We start from the raw sequence: 18,639 nt of genomic DNA, 5'->3' as shown, positions 1-18,639 counted from the left end.
TTATGAGTATTTATACAAAGACTGGAGATAAAGGAACTACTTCTTTATTTGACAACAAAAGGGTATCTAAGGATGATATTAGAGTGGAAAGCTATGGGACAGTAGATGAGCTAGTCTCCTTTTTAGGTCTAGCTAAGAATTATATTGATGAAGGGGAAATATATAACATAATTCAAGAAGTTCAAAACAAGCTATTTACTGTAGCTAGCAATTTAGCGACAGAGGATAAGACCAAAGTAAAATACTATATAATAGAAGAGGATATTGAATATTTAGAGGATAATATTGATGAGTATATGGGGAGATTGAATAACCCTACTGGCTTTATAATTCCTGGTTCAGGAAAGAAGTCGGGATATCTTCATGTTTGTCGCACTATATGTAGAAGGGCTGAGAGGAGAATAATCACCTTAGGATCTCTTAGTGAAGTGGACCCCTTGGTGATTAAATATGTAAATAGACTTTCTGATTTAATATATGCTTTAGCTAGGTATCTTGAAGAAGAAGAAATAAAGGTAGAATATATACCTTAATTGAAATTAAATCTTAATATGCTCTATCATTTTATTTAGTTCATCAGCAATGGAAGATAGGCTTCCAATAGAAGCAGCAATCTCTTCCATAGAGGCAAGGTTATTTTCTACAGCAGCAGCGCTAGTTTCAGAAGCTGCTGTTGTTTCTTCTGAAATAGCAGATATTTCTGAGGCCCTTTCCAATATATACTCACTATTATTACGTACATCTTTTGCAGCTTCTGTAATTTCTACTATCAAAATATTTATTTGATCGATTTTAACTAATAAATCATCAAAGGATTTTTTAGTTAAATCTGCAATATTTACGCTTTTTTCCACAACTTCACTTACTTCATCAATACTAGTTACTGCACTTTTGCTACTATTGGTAACATTGGAAGTAATGGCGGATATTTCTCCTGAATATGTATGAGTAGCATCGGCTAGTTTTCTAATCTCCTCAGCAACTACTGCAAAGCCCCTACCAGCTTCTCCAGCTCTTGCAGCTTCGATGGCAGCATTTAACGCGAGGAGGTTAGTTTGTTCGGCTATTTCGTTAATAATAATTACTATATTATCGATATTTTTAATCTGATGGTTCAATTCCTCTATAATGTTTGAAGTATCCTTTGTAGTATTTTCTATTAAATTAACCATATGGATAATTTCGTCCACATCTTCATAACCTTTTTTAGCAGACTGGGCCATGGCAATAGAAAGTTCCCCTGCTTGCTCTGCAAAATTTTCTGTATCTTGAGATAGATTGTTTAGGTTGGAAATAGCTTCACTCAATTCGGTAATGTTCATAGAAGTGTCTTCAGAACCTTTGGCAATTTCATTAACACTTACGGCTATGTTTTCAATAGAAGAGGTAGTGTCTTCAATTACAAGGGACAAATTTTTTGCATTATCTGCTAAAATATTTGCATTATCCTTGACGTTTGAAGTCATTTTCTTGCTTGCTGCTATTATCTTATTTAAAGATTCATTTATATGGGGTAGTTCCTTAATATCCTTAATCTCCTCTAATTTTGAATAATCACCTTTGGCCATATGTTCTATTGTGAAAGATATATTATTTAAGGTTTTGCTGATTATTTTATTGAATAGGGCCCGGATAACTAAACCGATTATCAATGTATTTACTATGGCCGTAATAAATATATATAGTTGTAAATTTTGTATTAAATCGATTTTGATAGTATTCACAATGAAGTAAGTTAGGACAATGCTAAAAAAAATTGTTATAAAAACTAAAGTAAAAAAATTTAGTTTTAATTTATTAAAATGATTTTGACTAGATTTATTTTGCTTCATTAAAATTTCCTCCTTCTATTTTAAACTATTATATATATGATACTATATATTTAATTTTATGTTAATAGAAAGTTAAGAAATAAGTGGAAAAATGGCAAAAAATATATAAAAAGGTGTTCTGAGTTATAAATAATTAGCTATAAACATATATTAAAAAACTTTGTATTTTAAAAATTATTATGATATTATTAAACCAAGTACCTATTTTATTTAAAGGGTGATAATATGCTAATTAGAGAAGAATTCAACTCTTTAGTTGAAAATATGAAAGAATATAGTATATTGAATTATCAGGTTTTGGAAAGTATGGCAGATTGGGTTAGAGTAGTAGATATAAATGGTACTATTATATACGTTAACAAGGCTATGAAAAAGGCTTTGGGGGATGATTTGGTAGGCAAGAAATGTTATCAATCTATTGGCAAAGATGAACCCTGTGGTTTTTGCATATCTAAAAAGAGTATAAGGACCAAAGAAACGGTCCAAAAAGAAGAAAAAATAGATGGTAGATATTTTTCTGTAAAAAGCTCTCCAGTTATTGATTCTAACGGTAACGTAATAGCTGTAGTAGAAGTTCTTAGAGATGTAACAAGGGAAAGAAAACTGGAATTAGAGTTAATCGAGAGAAATAAAAAGATGGTTAAGGATCTAAGGTTTGCTAAAAGGCTTCAACATAGAATATTACCAAAGAAGGGCATATATAACAGATTGAAAATAGATCATCTATATAAGCCTTCGGAGATGTTAAGTGGAGATATGTTCGATATTTACCAGATTGACGAAGATCATATAGGGCTATATATCTGCGATGTGGTGGGAAATGGTATTACAGCCTCCATGATGACCATGTTTGTTAGACAAACTATGAGGGCTATAAAAGATGATGTCTTAAGTCCATCTGTAGCTTTAACTGAACTCCATAAAAGATTTAGCACTTTAGGCCTAGAAGTAGATAAATATTTTACAATATTTTATGCAGTATTTAACACTAAAGATAATCATTTCAAATATGCAAATGCTGGTCATAACTGTATCCCAATTAAGTATAACTCCAATGAAACTCAACTATTAATAACCAAGGGATTCCCTATATCTTTAATATTTAATGAAATATATTATGAAGAAAATGATATTTTTTTAAATAAATATGATAAAGTACTCTTTTATACTGATGGTATAACGGAGGTGAAAAATGTAGAGGGAGAGGAATTTGGAGTAGATAGAATAGTTAATATTATAAAGGAGAATGATGGGGATATATTGAATAATATCGTGGAGAAGGTGGAAAGATTTAGATGGGGAGAACAGGAAGATGATTTTGCAATGGTATTAATGGAAGTGTTAGAATAATAAAAAGTCCTAGAAGGTAACTTCTAAGTCTTTTTATTATTCTTAATATTATATAGATTAATAATAAATGTATGGAGGTAAAATCATGGAAAATATTACATTTGATTATTCCAATAGTTTGCTTGAACAACATGAAATAAAATATATGAAATCCATTATAAAACTCACCCATAGATTACTCCAGGATAGGAGTGGGGCAGGTAAGGAATTTACTGGGTGGATAGACTTACCTAAAAATTATGATGAAACGGAATTCGAAAAGATTAAAGCCACTGCTGGTAAAATAAGACGGGATTCCCAGGCTTTTGTACTAATAGGTATAGGAGGGTCTTACTTGGGAGCTAGAGCCTGTATAGAGGCTTTAAATCATAGTTTTTATAATAATCTATCATCGGATAAGCGAAAGGGACCTGAAATCTATTATGCAGGAAACAATATAAGCAGCAATTATATATTAGATCTAATGGAGTTGTTAGAGGATAAGGATATAAGTATCAATGTAATATCTAAGTCAGGAACTACTACAGAACCAGCATTGATTTTTAGAGTTTTTAAGGAGTATATGGAAAAGAGATATGGAAAAGAAGGAGCAAGGGAAAGGCTATATGTTACTACGGACAGTTCTAAAGGAGCTTTAAGGGAGTTAACTGAAAAGGAAGGATATACTTCTTTTATAATACCCGATGATATAGGAGGAAGATATTCAGTACTTACAGCTGTAGGCCTGCTTCCCATAGCTGTTTCGGGAGTCCATATAGATAAGCTTATGGAAGGAGCCTTGATGGGCATGAAGGAATACTCAAAGGAGGAGTTAGAGGATAATATTTGCTACCAATACGCTTTAATAAGAAATATTTTATATAATAAGGGAAAGGATATAGAAGTACTTGTAAATTATGAACCAAATCTACAATATTTTGCCGAATGGTGGAAACAATTATATGGAGAAAGTGAAGGAAAGGATAATAAAGGGATTTTTCCTGCATCTGCTAATTTTACTACCGATTTACATTCTTTAGGTCAATTAATCCAAGACGGGAAAAGGAATCTATTTGAAACTACAATAAATATAGAAAGGCCAAAAAAAGATATAACCATAGGAGCGGATAAGGAAAATTTGGATGGGCTTAATTTTTTGGCAGGTAAAACCATAGATTATGTTAATAAAAGAGCTTTTGAAGGTACTTTAATGGCCCATACTAAGGGTGAAGTACCTAATCTAATAATCAATTTACCAGAGTTAAGCGAATTCTATTTGGGGCAATTAATATATTTTTTTGAAAAGGCCTGTGCAATTAGCGGATATGTATTAGGTGTCAACCCTTTTGACCAGCCAGGGGTAGAGGAATATAAAAAGAATATGTTTAAACTATTGGGTAAACCTGGATATTAAATGAACTCAGTATCATTTAATTGTTAATTAATATACAAACTCTAGTTGTTTTATCATACAATATTTGATAGAATATAGATACAGACAGGCTAACAGAATTTTAATAGGGAGGTGGAAACTATATGGATTTTAATGATGTTTTGTTTAAAAAGGATAGAAATATAGGTATAATATCCATCAACAGACCTAATGCCTTGAATGCTTTAAATTCCAACGTTCTAGGTGAACTAGATAATACAGTTGATATGGTAATAGATGACGATGATGTACATATACTAATAATTACTGGAGAAGGACGAGCTTTTGTTGCGGGAGCAGATATTTCTGAAATGAAGGATATGAATATGGTTGCAGCGAGAAAGTTTGCAGAGAAAGGGTCAAAGCTTTTTAGAAAAATAGAGTTAATGGAGAAACCAGTTATAGCTGCTGTAAATGGATTTGCTTTAGGAGGCGGATGTGAACTAGCCATGTGTTGTGATCTAAGAATAGCTTCAACTAAGGCAAAATTTGGGCAACCTGAGGTAGGCTTGGGGATCATTCCAGGATTTGCAGGAACTCAAAGGTTATCCCGCATAATAGGTTTGGGAAAGGCTAAAGAGTTAATATTTACTACGGAGATGATAGATGCGGAGGAAGCCTATAGAATAGGTTTAGTCAACAAGATAGTTCCAGGAGAGGAACTAATGGATGAAGCAATTGCTATGGCTAACAAGATTGTATCAAATGGACAAATTGCAGTAAGATTTGCAAAAGTTGCAATAAATAGGGGAATAGAAACGGATATTGAAACGGGTATGGATATTGAAAAGAATTTGTTTGGACTGTGTTTTGCTACAGAAGATCAAAAAGAAGGTATGGAAGCGTTTTTAGAAAAACGCAAACCAAACTATAAATTGAAATAAAATTTGGGGGTGTCTAGATGAAAAAAATTGGTATATTAGGTAGAGGGACTATGGCTTCAGGGATAGTGCAGGTTTTTGCTCAAAATGAATATGATGTAATAATGTGGGTTAGAAATATTGATCCATCAGATCCAAAGGGAAGTCTAAAAGTAGTAGATAAAAATTTAGGTAGATTAGTGAAAAAAGAAAAAATCACTGAAGATAACAAAGATAGTATATTGGAAAGAGTTGAAATAACAACTGATTACGAAGATTTAAAGGATTGTGATCTAATTATTGAAGCGATTGCAGAAGATATGGATGTAAAGAAGGAGACTTTTAAAAGATTAGATGAATTATGTAAGGAAGATACCATATTAGCTACAAATACATCTTCTTTATCCATTACTGAAATAGCAAGTAGCACTAATAGACCAGACAAGGTAATAGGAATGCATTTCTTTAATCCAGTTCCTGTGATGAAATTAGTGGAGGTTATAAAGGGAATTGGTACTTCGGAAGAAGTTAAAAGCAAAATAATAGAATTATCTAAAGCCTTAGGTAAGACTCCTGTTGAAGTAGAGGAGGCTCCAGGTTTTGTAGTAAATAGAATACTTATTCCTATGATCAATGAGGCTATAGGTATATTAGGAGATGGAGTAGCAGCGGCAGAGGATATAGATGAAGCCATGAAACTTGGTGCAAATCATCCAATAGGCCCCTTAGCTTTAGCCGATTTGATAGGGCTAGATGTTTGTTTAGCCATTATGGATGTACTATATACTGAATTTGGCGACTCAAAATATAGGGCTCATCCACTTCTTAGAAAGATGGTAAGGGGTGGTCTTTTAGGAAGGAAGACTAAAAAAGGATTCTTCGATTATTCTAGGTAAACCAGATAGATTAGTTGATAAAAACTTTCTTTTTAGGTGTTTAAACACCTAAAAAGAAAGTTTTTTGATATATAAAGGTTTGGATTGGACACAATATATAGAAATAATATTAGTGGAAGGTGGCTAATAAATGAAGACTTTTTGGAAAGTATTTATTGTGTCCTTTATTTTTTTCTTTGTTGCTATTTTTTTAGGTTCCTACTCCTATTTAAAATCTAATGAGTATAGATTAGGCTCCAATATTAGTAGTAAAGAATCTAGAATAGATGAAGAATCTAGTATTGAAAAGACCACTCCAACGATAAGAAGCTATTCTTCATTAGCAGAAGCTTTTAAGGATAGTAATAGAATAAATCTAATTTTGTTAGGTATGGAGGATATTAGAACTGACACCATTATATTTGCAACCTTTAACCCTAAATCTAAGCAAGTAAACACAATTTCTATACCAAGGGATACTTATATTCATAGGAGAGGATATAATCAAGGAGAACAGAGGAAAATAAATGCTATTTATGGGGATCATGGAGTAGAAGGAGTCAAAAAAGCTGTATCCCATATATTAGAAGGAGTTCCCATTCATCATTACATAATGATAGATTATGAGGGGGTAGAAAATATTATTGATTCAATTGGAGGGGTAGAGGTGATGGTACCTTTCCATATGAAGTATGAGGATCCTACTGCCGATCCTCCTTTGAATATAGATATAAAGGAGGGGAAACAAGTATTGAATGGGAAGAAGTCCTTAGATTTTTTAAGATATAGGAAGGGTAACAATAATCAAGGTGGCTATATTGATGGGGATTTAGGAAGGATAAAAGCACAACAACAATTTCTCCAATCCTTTACGGATAAAGTTTTGACTTATCGATTGCCTATAGTGATTAAGAAAGGGTTTGACCATATTAATACTGACATTAAACTATTTGAAGGTCTTGCTTATTCTAGGAAGGCTTTAGGCATTAAAAGGGATGATTTTACATTTATAACTTTACCAGGAAAGCCAGAGTTAAAAAAAGTTAATGGAAAAATATTATCCTATTTTATATTTGAACCTAGCGAGATTAACAAGGTGTTAGAAGAAATTTATAATGTAAAATAGAACTTTGGATTAGGGAACCCCCTATAATATAGGGGGTTATATAGCCTCTTTTTTATTATTTTCAAGCAGGGATTCTCCTATGGTATAGACATTACCTGCTCCCATGGTAACTACAACATCTCCTTTTTTAGCATTATCAAGTATATAATCTTCTATACTATCAAAAGAAGAAATATATTTAGCATCTATTCCATTCTTTAACAATGCTTCTACTAAATGAGTAGAATGGATTAAACCGTTATCTTTTTCCCGAGCAGCATATATATCCGGTATTATTACTTTATCTGCTTCAGAAAAGGATTCAGCAAAACTATTCAATAGTATTTTGGTTCTCGTATAAGTATGGGGTTGAAATATACACCAGATCCGGTTATCTGTTGAATTTTTTAATGCTCTTAGTGAGGCTTTAATTTCAGTAGGATGATGGGCATAATCATCTATTATTTTTATTCCATTTATAATTCCCTTCACTTCCAGCCGTCTATGGGTTCCCTTATATGCCTCTATGGATTCTAATATAGTATCTATGGGCACTCCTAAAGTATGGGTAGCCGATATGCTAGCCAATGCATTATAAACATTATGAATTCCCATTACATTCAATTTTACTGGGTATAAGGACTCGTCTTTTATATTGAGCATAAACCTAGGATATCCATCAGTGGTAAAGGAAATATTTTCAGCAGAATAATCGGATTTACTATTTAACCCAAAGGTAATTATCTTTGCCCTAGTATTTCCTATTACCTTCCTAGCATTAGAATCGTCGGAGTTTATAATTAAATATCCATCCTCATATATATTTTGTCCGTATTGAGTAAAAGTATCTACTATATGATTAATGTCTTCGAAATAATCTAAATGTTCTTCTTCCATATTTAAAATAATAGCTATAGTAGGGTAGTATTTTAAAATATTTCCTCTATATTCACAAGCTTCTGTTAAGAGATATTTTTTAGTACCTAGCTTAACATTTCCCCCAATTTCATCTAATTGACCTCCAAGCAAAATAGTCGGCTTTAAAAGGGAACGGTTTAAGATTGTGGCAATCATGCTAGTAGTTGTGGTCTTACCATGGGTTCCCGATACTGCAATAGAGTTTTCATAATTTTTCATCAATGCACCAAGAAAAGTTGCCCTATCAACGGTTTGAACACTATCTTCTAAAGATTTTATCAGTTCCTCATTATCCTTTGAAATGGCATCTGTATATACGATTAAATCTGCTCCCTTAATATTATTCTCGCTATGACCTATGTATATATCAGCACCTAAATTTTTTAACCTTTCAACTATATAGCTATTATTCATATCAGAGCCAGAAACTTTATATCCCTCTGTCAATAAAATTTCTGCTAAACCACTCATACTGATCCCACCAATTCCAATAAAATGGACGTGAGAGTAATTATGGTCATTTATGCAAAATTCAAACATAAACTTACCTCCTATGTTAGTCAAAATTGAATGCTTTCTTTCAATATTATTACCAAGTTACATATTAATATTATTTTATTCTGACAAGAGATTTTTGTCACTGTTTGATTATATCATATTACTATAATAATAAAAAGGCAATATAAAAGGCAAATTACAAAATTTGTAAAGACTAATTTGAATCCAATTTAAATTTATCATTATTTGTGGATTTAATCCAAATTTAATTAAAAAATTAAAAAAGGTAAAATAATTTCCAAAATAAGAAGGATTTTTTAAAAATATAGAGAATATAGAGAATATTTAATAATATTTTTTTGGCTTCTATGGAAGGTGGTGAACTTATACTGTGAAAGTAACTGACGTAAGAATTAGAAAGGTTGCCGAAGAAGGGAAGATGAAGGCAATAGTATCTGTAACCTTTGATGAAGAATTTGTTGTACACGATATTAAGATAATCGAAGGACAGAATGGATTGTTTATTGCAATGCCTAGTAGGAAAATGCCAGACGGTGAATTTAGGGACATTGCACATCCTATTAATGCAGAAACTAGGAAAAAGATTCAAGATGCAATTTTTGAAGAATATGAAAAAATTTTAATATCCGAGTGAAAAAGGACCTTAAGGTCCTTTTTTACCTTAATAACGAATTAATAGCGAATAGGAAAGTTCCAACTTATAAAGTGTTAATTAATAAGAACTTACCCTAATTGAGTTTCAAAAAAAGGATTTCATAATTACGTTTTCATAGAAGCTTTTTTTATAAATTCATGGAGATTTGACAATAATCTGGGATATTATTAAGAAAATTATATATTTAGTGTGGACTTATAGGCTAAATAGGTTAAAATATAATTTGGATAGATAAATATAAAAGAGGTGTTAGTATGAATATATCGATAATATTGGCTGCAGGAGAAGGTACAAGGATGAAGTCTAAAATTCCAAAGGTATTACATAAAATATGTGGGAAACCTATATTGGAGTATGTTATAAATGCGAGCAAAAATGCTAATATAGAGAAAAACTACGTAGTAGTAGGTCATGGGGGAGAAAAAGTAAAGGAAAAGTTTAAGGATTCCCATATCCTATTTAAAACCCAACCTATAGGTGATGAATATCCTTATGGAACGGGCTATGCTGTTATGCAAGCTATTGACCATATAGATGATAATAGCAATGTGATAATCCTATATGGGGATACTCCTTTAATAAGGGATAAAACAATAAAAAGACTTGTGGATTATCACGACAAAAATGATTATGATGGTACAATTCTAACAGCCTATTTAGAAGATCCGGCTGGTTATGGCAGAGTTATAAGGGATGATGAAGGATATATACTTAAAATCGTTGAACATAAAGATGCAACAGAAGAAGAATTAAAAATAAAGGAAATTAATTCTGGTATATATTGCTTTAACGGGAGACAGTTGAAATATGCCCTTAGTAAAATTGATAATGACAATGCTCAAGGCGAATATTATATTACAGATGTGATTAAGATTCTAAAGGAAGAAGGTTGTAAAGTCGGAGCTTATGTAATAGAAGATTCAAGGGAAATTCACGGAGTTAACTCTAGGGTTCAATTAGCTTTCTGTGAAAAGGTTATGAGAAGTAGAATTAATAAAAGATATATGGAAAATGGAGTAACTATAATAAATCCAGAAAATACCTATATAGAACCTAGCGCTACTATTGGAAAAGATAGTATAATATATCCAGGGACAATAATTGTTGGAAAAACTATAATTGGTGAAGATTGTATAATAGGAGAAAATTGTAGAATAGAAAATAGTAAAATTGGCAATAAGGTGGAGATATACTCATCAAATATTAGTGATAGCATAGTAGATGACGAATGTATGATAGGACCTTATGCTCATTTAAGACCTAATAGCCATTTAGGCAGGAATATAAAAATTGGTAACTTTGTGGAAGTTAAAAATTCTACAATTGGAGACAATTCTAAAGCTGGACATTTAGCCTACATAGGAGATGCGGATGTAGGGAAAAATGTAAATGTAGGTTGTGGAGTAGTGTTTGTAAATTACGATGGCCGTTCAAAGTTTAGATCTTTAGTTGAAGATAATGTATTTATTGGCAGCAATTCTAATCTGGTAGCCCCTGTAGCTGTAAGGGAATGGGCATATATAGCAGCTGGTTCTACTATAACTGAAGAGGTAGAAGAAGGCAATTTGTCTATTGCTAGAGCTAGGCAGGTAAATAGGGATGGCTGGGTTGAAGAAAAAGGTTATAAAGATAATAAGTAAACTGATAGGAGGAGTATTAAATGAAATTACGAAAGGGTCAAATTAAGGTTTTTTCGGGAAATTCCCACAGAGAATTGGCAAAAAGTATTTGTAAGGAGCTGGATGTACCTTTTGGCTGTTGTGAAGTAGGTAAATTTAGTGATGGAGAAATTTTTGTAAATATTGACGAGACCGTCAGAGGTAGTGATGTGTTTATAATCCAACCTACTTGTACGCCTGTAAATGATAATTTAATGGAAATATTAATACTTATAGATGCCTTTAAACGAGCTTCTGCTGGACGAATAAATGCAGTGATCCCATATTATGGGTATGCAAGACAGGATAGAAAGACAAAGGCTAGGGAGCCTATTACCGCTAAGTTAATTGCAGATTTGTTGACGGTAGCTGGAATAGATAGAGTTGTAAGTATGGATTTACATGCTGGACAAATCCAAGGATATTTTGATCTTCCTGTAGACCATCTATCTGGAGTACCAATCTTGGCAGAATACTTTAAAGATATTATTGATAGGGAAACTGTTATTGTATCCCCAGATTTAGGCGGAGTAGCCAGAGCGAGAAATTTTGCTAATCTATTAGATCTTCCTATAGCCATTATTGAAAAGAGAAGACCTAAAGCCAATGTTTCAGAAGTAATGAATGTAATTGGAGATATAGAAGGGAAGAATGTTATAATAGTAGATGATATAATCGATACGGCTGGGACAATAACTAAAGCAGCTCAAGTGTTGAAAAACTTTGGAGCTAAATCCGTTTATGGTTGTGCTACCCATCCCGTATTATCAGGACCTGCTATTGAAAGAATTGAAAATTCAGTGATTGAAAAGTTTGTTGTAACGAATACTATACCATTAGGAGAAGAGAAACTAATCGATAAGATAGAAGTAGTAAGTGTAGCGCCAATATTTGCCGAAGCTATAAGGAGAATCCACTACAATGAATCCGTAAGTATATTGTTCGATTAATCTATGAGGTGATAAATTGTTTGTAGTAGTCGGGTTAGGGAACCCTGGTAAAAATTATTTTAATACTAGACATAATGTTGGTTTTGATACTATAAATTTATTAGCTAATAGGAATAATATAATAATAAATAAGATAAAGTTCAAATCAGTATATGGTGAAGGAACTATTGGTGGTGAAAAGGTCTTCCTAGTAAAACCCCAAACCTATATGAACAATAGTGGTATGGCGGTATTGGATTTGTATAACTTCTATAAGCTTCCTCTAGAGAATATAATAGTAGTGGTGGATGATATAGATATAGAATTTGGGACTATTAGGATAAGGAAGAAAGGCAGTGCCGGTTCTCACAATGGATTGAAATCCATAATATACCATTTACAATCTGAGGATTTTCCGAGAATAAAGATTGGAATAGGAAACAAGAGAGAAGGACAAGATTTAGCCGATTTTGTTTTGAGTAGATTTGACAAAGATGAGAGAATGGATATTGACGTTGCCATAGAAAAGGCTGCTCAGGCTGTAGAAACCATTATAACTTATGATATGAATACGGCCATGAATCAGTTCAATAAAAAAGGAGACTAAGCCCAGGATTTAATCCTGGGCTTAAGGCCTATGTATAAATTAAGGAGCGCTGATATAATGCTAAATATGTTTATTGACCCGTTGAAAAACCTAGCTTCTTATAAAAAAATGCTAGAGGATATAGAAAAAAGGAGAAGCCCTATATCAACTTATGGAATTATTGACCAGAATATAGGGCATATTTCTTATGCCCTAAACCAACATCTAGGCAGACAGATTTTAATACTTACTTACGATGAAGGGAAAGCTAAGAAGATTTATGAAGATATCAAGAATTTTGATGATAATGTAGTAGAAATATTCCCTAATAAGGATATACTGTTCTACAAAGTAGATGCTATTAGCTCTGAAAGGACTAATGAAAGATTAAGGGTACTTTCTCGCCTAATAGAAGGGGAGCAGATAATCGTTGTGGCACATATTGAAGGAGTATTAAATAAACTTATAAATCCTATTCTATTTAAAAATCAATCCATGAAGATTGACCTGGAAAGCAGGATGGTATTGGAGGAGCTGGCCTCACAATTTATAGCTTGTGGATATGAAAGGGAGAGCATGGTAGAAGGAATAGGTCAGTTTAGTATAAGGGGAGGTATTGTGGATTTCTTCCCACCTAATAGTGAAAATCCCTATAGAATAGAGATGTTTGATGATGAGATAGACTCTATAAGAACCTTTGATTTAGGAACCCAGAGGTCCTTAGAAATGGTAGAGTCTGTATTTATACCTCCAGTAAAGGAAGTATTGATATTAGACCATTATAGGGATAGTACTATAAAAAGCATGGAAAGGACTTTAAACAAAGTAATTCGCAAGTTAGAAAAAGGTTCTAAGATTAGGCAAAATATTGAAGATAAGTTTACGGATTATATTGAAGAGCTTAAAGAGAAACTATATATTTCAAATATGGATATGGTACTTCCCTTTATACCTGAAGAATATTTGTCCAGTATATTTAATTATTTTCAAGATAATAGTCTTGTATTTATTGACGAGCCAAGAAGGATAGAGGAAAGATCAAAAAGTATAGAGGAACAATTTTTACTTAAATACTCTTATGTTTTAGAGGCAGGAGAGGTTCTTCCTGGTCATGAGAAGATCAGTTATAGATATAAGGATATAGTAGATAGTATAGAGGGAAAAATTTCAATACTCAACTCAGCTTTATTAAAAAATGACCCTAAATTTAAGCCAGAGTCCCTATTGAGATTTACCACTAAATCTATGCAATATTTTCATAATGATATGGACCTTTTAAAGGAAGAATTAGATCATTATAAATATAGAGGATATAAGGTAATAATTTTATCGGGTACAGAAGAAAGAGGAAGAAGATTACAATCAACTTTGATGGACCTAGACTTTATATGCAGTTTTGTAGAAGATGGCAATCGGCATATTAAATCAAGCCAAGTTTTCATAACTACCGGAAGCATTAATAAAGGATTTGAGTATCCAGATATTAAAATGGCTATTATCACGGATGAAGAGATATTTGGTTCCTCTAAAGAGGTTCGGAAGGTGAAACGTAAGTCAAAAGCAGATACTATTAATTTTTCTGATTTAAAAATAGGGGATTTTGTAGTCCATGAAAACCATGGTATTGGCCAGTATGAAGGGATTGAACAATTAAATATACAAGGCATAATTAAAGACTATCTAACTATTAGGTATAGGGGAAACGACAAATTATATGTGCCTATAGACCAGATGAATTTAATCCAAAAATATATTGGGGCAGATTCCATTAAGCCAAAGGTCAATAAACTTAGCAGTTTAGAATGGTCTAGAACGAAACAAAGGGCAAAAAAGGCAGTAGAAGATATGGCAAAGGACTTATTGGAACTATATGCTAAAAGGGAGAGTTTAAAGGGATTTTCTTTTTCTAAGGATACTGTATGGCAAAGCCAATTTGAAGATCTATTCCCCTATGAGGAAACGGAAGGTCAGATTAAAAGTATAGAGGACATTAAGAGGGATATGGAAAAGGGGAAACCAATGGATAGACTATTATGCGGTGATGTAGGATATGGGAAAACGGAAGTAGCTTTAAGAGCTGCTTTTAAAGCTATAATGGATGGAAAGCAGGTAGCCTTTTTAGTACCTACTACTATATTGGCTCAACAACACTATAATACCATAATGGAAAGGTTCAGCACTTTTCCTATTAAGGCTGCTATGTTAAGTAGGTTTAGAACTGTTAAGGAACAGAAGGATACCATTGATGGGATTAGAAAGGGGACTATAGATATTGTAGTAGGTACCCATAGGCTCCTATCTAAGGATGTAATTTTTAAGGATTTAGGACTTCTCATCGTAGATGAAGAACAGAGATTTGGGGTGAAGCATAAAGAAACCTTGAAGAAGTTAAAGGAAAATGTGGACGTGTTAACCCTTACAGCAACGCCTATTCCTAGAACTCTTCATATGTCTCTAATAGGTATTAGGGACATGAGTGTTATAGATGAACCGCCTGAAGAAAGATATCCGGTCCAGACTTATGTAGTAGAGTTTAATGAGCAGATGATAAGAGAAGCCATTTTAAAGGAGATGGAAAGGGGAGGGCAGGTCTATTTTGTATACAATAGGGTAGAAACTATTGACAAGATGGCAGTACAGTTAAAAAAATTGGTTCCAGAGGCTAGTATAACGGTAGGTCATGGTCAAATGAGTGAAAGGGAATTAGAAAAGGTTATGATGGATTTCATATCTAATGAATACCATGTTTTAGTATGTACAACCATTATTGAAACGGGCCTAGACATACCCAATGTGAATACAATTATCATATACGATGCCGATAAAATGGGGTTATCACAACTATACCAACTAAAAGGTAGAGTTGGAAGGACAAACAAAGTTGCCTATGCATATTTCACCTATGAAAAAAACAAAGTCTTAACTGAAGTGGCAGAAAAAAGGTTAAGGGCAATAAAGGATTTTACCGAATTTGGCTCTGGCTATAAAATTGCCATGAGGGATCTAGAAATAAGAGGAGCAGGAAACCTTTTAGGGGTAGAACAACATGGACATATTGAAGCCATAGGTTATGACCTTTATGTTAAATTTTTAAACCAAACTATTAAGAAGATTAAAGGTGAAGATTTTGAGGAAATTGTAGATACGACCATTGACTTAGCAATAGATGGGTATATATCTTCTAAATATATTGAAGATGAGGAACAAAAGATTGAAATTTATAAAAAGATTGCTGCTATTGTAGATGAAGAAGATTATAATGAATTATTAGATGAACTAATAGACAGGTTTGGAGATATACCTAAAGAGGTAAACAATTTAATGGATATTTCCTATATTAAAAACAATGCAAGCCTATATCATATTAAGAATATCAGTCAGTCTGAGAATATAATTACTCTAGAATTTAGTTCCATAGAATTCATTTCTCCAGATTTAATTCATTATCTATCGAAAGAATATGGAAGGAAGATCAATTTTGATCTATCTAATACTCCCTCTTTTAATTATAGAACTGGTAGAGATTTAATATCCGATTTAAGGGGATTAATTGAAAAAATTAGAGGTTTCCATAATGTGAAAAATGCTATATAATATAATTATACTTATTAGGGAGGATGTTATGAGTGTTTAGATTAAATAAAAGACTTTTAATATTGGTAGTAATAGTCGGTTTAATGTCCTGGTTTATTCCAGGTTGCGCTAACAAAGAAAAGGAAGAAGGTATAGTAGCTAAAGTAGATGGTGAAATAATCACTCAAAAAGAATTTGATGAGGATTTTGAATTGGCAAAAAAGGTGCGCCAAAAACAATTTGGAGAGGATATCTTATCTCAAGATATGGGAGATAATAAAGTTTTTGAAGATGTATTAAGAGAAAATATATTAGGAAGCTTAATATTAGAGAAGATATTGGCTAAAGAATTGGATAAGATGGACATAGCTGTAACTGATGAAGAGATAAATGATGCAGTTAAAAATTATTATATGAACGAGTTAGAATTAACCGATGAAGAACAGTATAGGCAGTATTTGGAGAAGAATGGTTTTACCGAAGAAACTCTTAAAAGAGGGTTAAAGAGAGAATTAATATATATAAAACATAGAGACAATTTTTATAATAAAATCGATTTATCAGAAGAAGAAATCAAAGAATATTTTGATAAAAACAAGGACTCCTTTGTTAAGGTTAGAGCAAGCCATATTTTGGTTAGAACTGAAGAAGAAGGTAATAGGGTATTAGAAAAGCTAAAAAATGGTGAGGATTTCCATAGTTTAGTTGCTACTGAATCAGCAGACTCAAACTCAGCGATACAAGGCGGGGATCTAGGTTATTTTACTAAGGAATCACTATTAGAAGGGTATAAAGCATTAGGGGATGCAGCTTTTAATTTGGAAATAGGGGAAACCAGTGGCTTGATTAAGACTGAATCGGGTTATCATATTATATTATTAGAGGATAGAATAGATAGCTATGAAGAATTAAAAGAGGATGTGGTTTCAGTACTAAAATACAGCAAATATATGGAAAAGATATCGGATATGAAGGAAAAGGCAGATGTAAAAATATATATGGATAAAGATAGTAAGGATGGCAAAAAAAATTAACGAAAACTCCACTTTTTAGTGGAGTTTTTCAATTAATGTAAATACTTTAACTTAAGATTACCATAAATGTATAAAAAATTCCTATTAGTAAAATAATAAATACACAATAAATTTTCTTGAGGAGGGAAAAGATGAAGGCAACTGGCATAGTAAGACGTATTGATGATTTAGGAAGAGTTGTTATACCTAAAGAAATCAGGAGAACCTTGAGAATAAGAGAAGGAGACCCATTGGAAATATTTACAGATAGAGAAGGTGAGGTAATACTTAAAAAATACTCTCCTATCGGAGAATTAAATGAGTTCGCCAATGAATATTGCGAGTCCTTATATGAAGCTACTACTTTTACTGCCATTATTTCAGATAGGGACCATATAATTGCAATTGCTGGAGGCTCAAAAAAGGAGTACCTAGAAAAAAGGATAAGTCCTGATTTGGAGAGAATCATGGAATCAAGAAATAGCTATTTGACAAAAGATACAGATAAACCTATTAAATTATTTTATGAAGATGAAAGTTCAGATGAATATACAGCTCAGGCAATAGCGCCAATAATCATGCAAGGGGATCCAATAGGAACTGTAATATTAATGTCGAAGGAACCAGATGCAATTATGGGTGATGTTGAAGTAAAATTAGTTGAAACGGCAGCAGGGTTTTTGTCAAAACAGATGGAAAGCTAAAAAGGGCCTACCAAATTGGTAGGCTATATTATTTTTATTATAGGAATATTAAAAAATATTCCATATTGGCTTTCCTTGTTATAATAGTATATTATATTAAATATATTTTTGGTATAATGGGTTTAGTTTGTATTAAATAGATAGTTGCAAAATATGATTTTAAAGTTATCCACAGAAAATAGGAGAAAATAGGCAATTAAACGCTTTTAAACATCTTAAGTTTTCAGATATCCACAAAAAAGGCATAGCAAAGCAAAGGTTCAATGAAACCTTTTAAAAACTGGTTATCTAGTTTCAGAGATTAAAGTTAAGCAATCAAAGATTTAATAGCAAGAGGTTTATCATAATTTTTAGACTTAAATATAAGTATAAAAGCAATTAATTGAGAAATACAGGCAAGTAGAATATCTGATTTTAAAGATACTGTATTTCTAACTCTTGATGATTTAATTTGAATGAAATTCTTAATTTGACAAATGGATCTTTCGCAGATAGTTCTAAGTCTATATAGTTTCTGCCACTTTAAGCTATCACGAGGGATAGAAGAATTAAAGCGATAATTATGATGTATAGTAATTTGTTTAATTCTTCCGCATTTTGAACTAGTGCAAGGATTTTCACAATTTAATATATAGCTTAGTTTACCATTGA

General features: G+C 32.3%; 16 protein-coding genes. 13 read left to right on the top strand and 3 right to left on the bottom strand.

Going from position 1 to position 18,639, the window contains the following annotated elements:
- Positions 1-2: 2 nt before the first annotated feature.
- Entirely contained in the window at positions 3-533 is a 531-nt protein-coding gene (locus tag CUL_RS0114950; RefSeq protein WP_005587640.1) for a cob(I)yrinic acid a,c-diamide adenosyltransferase, read from the top strand.
- A gap of 6 nt (positions 534-539) precedes the next feature.
- On the opposite strand, the gene CUL_RS0114945 is transcribed toward CUL_RS0114950, so the two are convergent.
- Positions 540-1,832 carry a methyl-accepting chemotaxis protein gene (locus CUL_RS0114945; protein ID WP_005587639.1) on the bottom strand — a complete coding sequence of 431 codons (1,293 nt, stop codon included), beginning with the start codon at positions 1,830-1,832 and terminating at the stop codon, positions 540-542.
- A 225-nt stretch (positions 1,833-2,057) separates the two neighbouring features.
- Here CUL_RS0114945 and CUL_RS0114940 point away from each other — a divergent pair, with 225 nt between their 5' ends.
- The 5 genes from CUL_RS0114940 to CUL_RS17645 all read left to right on the top strand — a co-directional run bounded on the left by CUL_RS0114940 (position 2,058) and on the right by CUL_RS17645 (position 7,454).
- Positions 2,058-3,182 carry a SpoIIE family protein phosphatase gene (locus CUL_RS0114940; protein ID WP_025642491.1) on the top strand — a complete coding sequence of 375 codons (1,125 nt, stop codon included), beginning with the start codon at positions 2,058-2,060 and terminating at the stop codon, positions 3,180-3,182.
- Positions 3,183-3,267: 85 nt separating this feature from the next.
- Entirely contained in the window at positions 3,268-4,575 is a 1,308-nt protein-coding gene (locus CUL_RS0114935) for a glucose-6-phosphate isomerase (RefSeq protein ID WP_035143337.1), read from the top strand.
- A gap of 122 nt (positions 4,576-4,697) precedes the next feature.
- The gene (locus CUL_RS0114930; protein WP_005587635.1) at positions 4,698-5,477 is read left to right on the top strand and encodes a short-chain-enoyl-CoA hydratase; all 780 of its coding nucleotides are present in this window, start codon (positions 4,698-4,700) and stop codon (positions 5,475-5,477) included.
- 17 nt (positions 5,478-5,494) lie between these two features.
- Positions 5,495-6,349, top strand: a complete 855-nt coding sequence (locus tag CUL_RS0114925) for a 3-hydroxybutyryl-CoA dehydrogenase (RefSeq protein ID WP_005587634.1) — start codon at positions 5,495-5,497, stop codon at positions 6,347-6,349.
- A 130-nt stretch (positions 6,350-6,479) separates the two neighbouring features.
- Entirely contained in the window at positions 6,480-7,454 is a 975-nt protein-coding gene (locus CUL_RS17645; RefSeq protein WP_005587633.1) for an LCP family protein, read from the top strand.
- 36 nt (positions 7,455-7,490) lie between these two features.
- Here the strand turns inward: CUL_RS17645 and murC are convergent, their stop codons facing one another.
- Entirely contained in the window at positions 7,491-8,891 is a 1,401-nt protein-coding gene (gene murC / locus CUL_RS0114910) for a UDP-N-acetylmuramate--L-alanine ligase (RefSeq protein ID WP_025642486.1), read from the bottom strand.
- A gap of 349 nt (positions 8,892-9,240) precedes the next feature.
- Between murC and spoVG the strand changes: the two genes are divergently transcribed.
- From spoVG to spoVT, 7 genes are all read left to right on the top strand, one after another.
- Positions 9,241-9,504: a septation regulator SpoVG gene (spoVG, locus tag CUL_RS0114905; protein ID WP_005587631.1), complete on the top strand. Its 264-nt coding sequence runs from the start codon at positions 9,241-9,243 to the stop codon at positions 9,502-9,504.
- Between the two features lie 275 nt (positions 9,505-9,779).
- Positions 9,780-11,165 (top strand): bifunctional UDP-N-acetylglucosamine diphosphorylase/glucosamine-1-phosphate N-acetyltransferase GlmU, encoded by a 1,386-nt coding sequence (glmU, locus tag CUL_RS0114900; RefSeq protein ID WP_005587630.1) that lies wholly within the window; start codon positions 9,780-9,782, stop codon positions 11,163-11,165.
- A gap of 20 nt (positions 11,166-11,185) precedes the next feature.
- Positions 11,186-12,133: a ribose-phosphate pyrophosphokinase gene (locus CUL_RS0114895; RefSeq protein ID WP_005587629.1), complete on the top strand. Its 948-nt coding sequence runs from the start codon at positions 11,186-11,188 to the stop codon at positions 12,131-12,133.
- 16 nt (positions 12,134-12,149) lie between these two features.
- Positions 12,150-12,719: an aminoacyl-tRNA hydrolase gene (gene pth / locus CUL_RS0114890; protein ID WP_005587627.1), complete on the top strand. Its 570-nt coding sequence runs from the start codon at positions 12,150-12,152 to the stop codon at positions 12,717-12,719.
- A 57-nt stretch (positions 12,720-12,776) separates the two neighbouring features.
- Positions 12,777-16,292 (top strand): transcription-repair coupling factor, encoded by a 3,516-nt coding sequence (gene mfd, locus CUL_RS0114885; protein WP_236616487.1) that lies wholly within the window; start codon positions 12,777-12,779, stop codon positions 16,290-16,292.
- 32 nt (positions 16,293-16,324) lie between these two features.
- Complete coding sequence (locus tag CUL_RS0114880) at positions 16,325-17,305, top strand: SurA N-terminal domain-containing protein (protein WP_005587624.1); 981 nt, start codon at positions 16,325-16,327, stop codon at positions 17,303-17,305.
- 131 nt (positions 17,306-17,436) lie between these two features.
- The gene (gene spoVT / locus CUL_RS0114875; RefSeq protein ID WP_025642480.1) at positions 17,437-17,988 is read left to right on the top strand and encodes a stage V sporulation protein T; all 552 of its coding nucleotides are present in this window, start codon (positions 17,437-17,439) and stop codon (positions 17,986-17,988) included.
- Positions 17,989-18,295: 307 nt separating this feature from the next.
- On the opposite strand, the gene CUL_RS19805 is transcribed toward spoVT, so the two are convergent.
- Positions 18,296-18,639: transposase (locus CUL_RS19805; RefSeq protein ID WP_236616486.1), on the bottom strand; the 344-nt coding region annotated here is incomplete at its 5' end.

It is taken from the genome of [Clostridium] ultunense DSM 10521 (assembly GCF_000511955.1).
Classification (GTDB): Bacteria; Bacillota; Clostridia; order Tissierellales; family Tepidimicrobiaceae; genus Schnuerera; species Schnuerera ultunensis.
Note: the sequence above shows the minus strand (reverse complement) of the source record. Positions and strands in the feature narration are given on the sequence as shown.

Bases quoted from the DNA above. Each gene is read 5' to 3' on its own strand.
- CUL_RS0114950 (WP_005587640.1), top strand. From the start codon at position 3: ATGAGTATTTATACAAAGACTGGAGATAAAGGAACTACTTCTTTATTT.
- CUL_RS0114945 (WP_005587639.1), bottom strand. From the start codon at position 1,832: ATGAAGCAAAATAAATCTAGTCAAAATCATTTTAATAAATTAAAACTA.
- CUL_RS0114940 (WP_025642491.1), top strand. From the start codon at position 2,058: ATGCTAATTAGAGAAGAATTCAACTCTTTAGTTGAAAATATGAAAGAA.
- CUL_RS0114935 (WP_035143337.1), top strand. From the start codon at position 3,268: ATGGAAAATATTACATTTGATTATTCCAATAGTTTGCTTGAACAACAT.
- CUL_RS0114930 (WP_005587635.1), top strand. From the start codon at position 4,698: ATGGATTTTAATGATGTTTTGTTTAAAAAGGATAGAAATATAGGTATA.
- CUL_RS0114925 (WP_005587634.1), top strand. From the start codon at position 5,495: ATGAAAAAAATTGGTATATTAGGTAGAGGGACTATGGCTTCAGGGATA.
- CUL_RS17645 (WP_005587633.1), top strand. From the start codon at position 6,480: ATGAAGACTTTTTGGAAAGTATTTATTGTGTCCTTTATTTTTTTCTTT.
- murC (WP_025642486.1), bottom strand. From the start codon at position 8,891: ATGTTTGAATTTTGCATAAATGACCATAATTACTCTCACGTCCATTTT.
- glmU (WP_005587630.1), top strand. From the start codon at position 9,780: ATGAATATATCGATAATATTGGCTGCAGGAGAAGGTACAAGGATGAAG.
- CUL_RS0114895 (WP_005587629.1), top strand. From the start codon at position 11,186: ATGAAATTACGAAAGGGTCAAATTAAGGTTTTTTCGGGAAATTCCCAC.
- mfd (WP_236616487.1), top strand. From the start codon at position 12,777: ATGCTAAATATGTTTATTGACCCGTTGAAAAACCTAGCTTCTTATAAA.
- spoVT (WP_025642480.1), top strand. From the start codon at position 17,437: ATGAAGGCAACTGGCATAGTAAGACGTATTGATGATTTAGGAAGAGTT.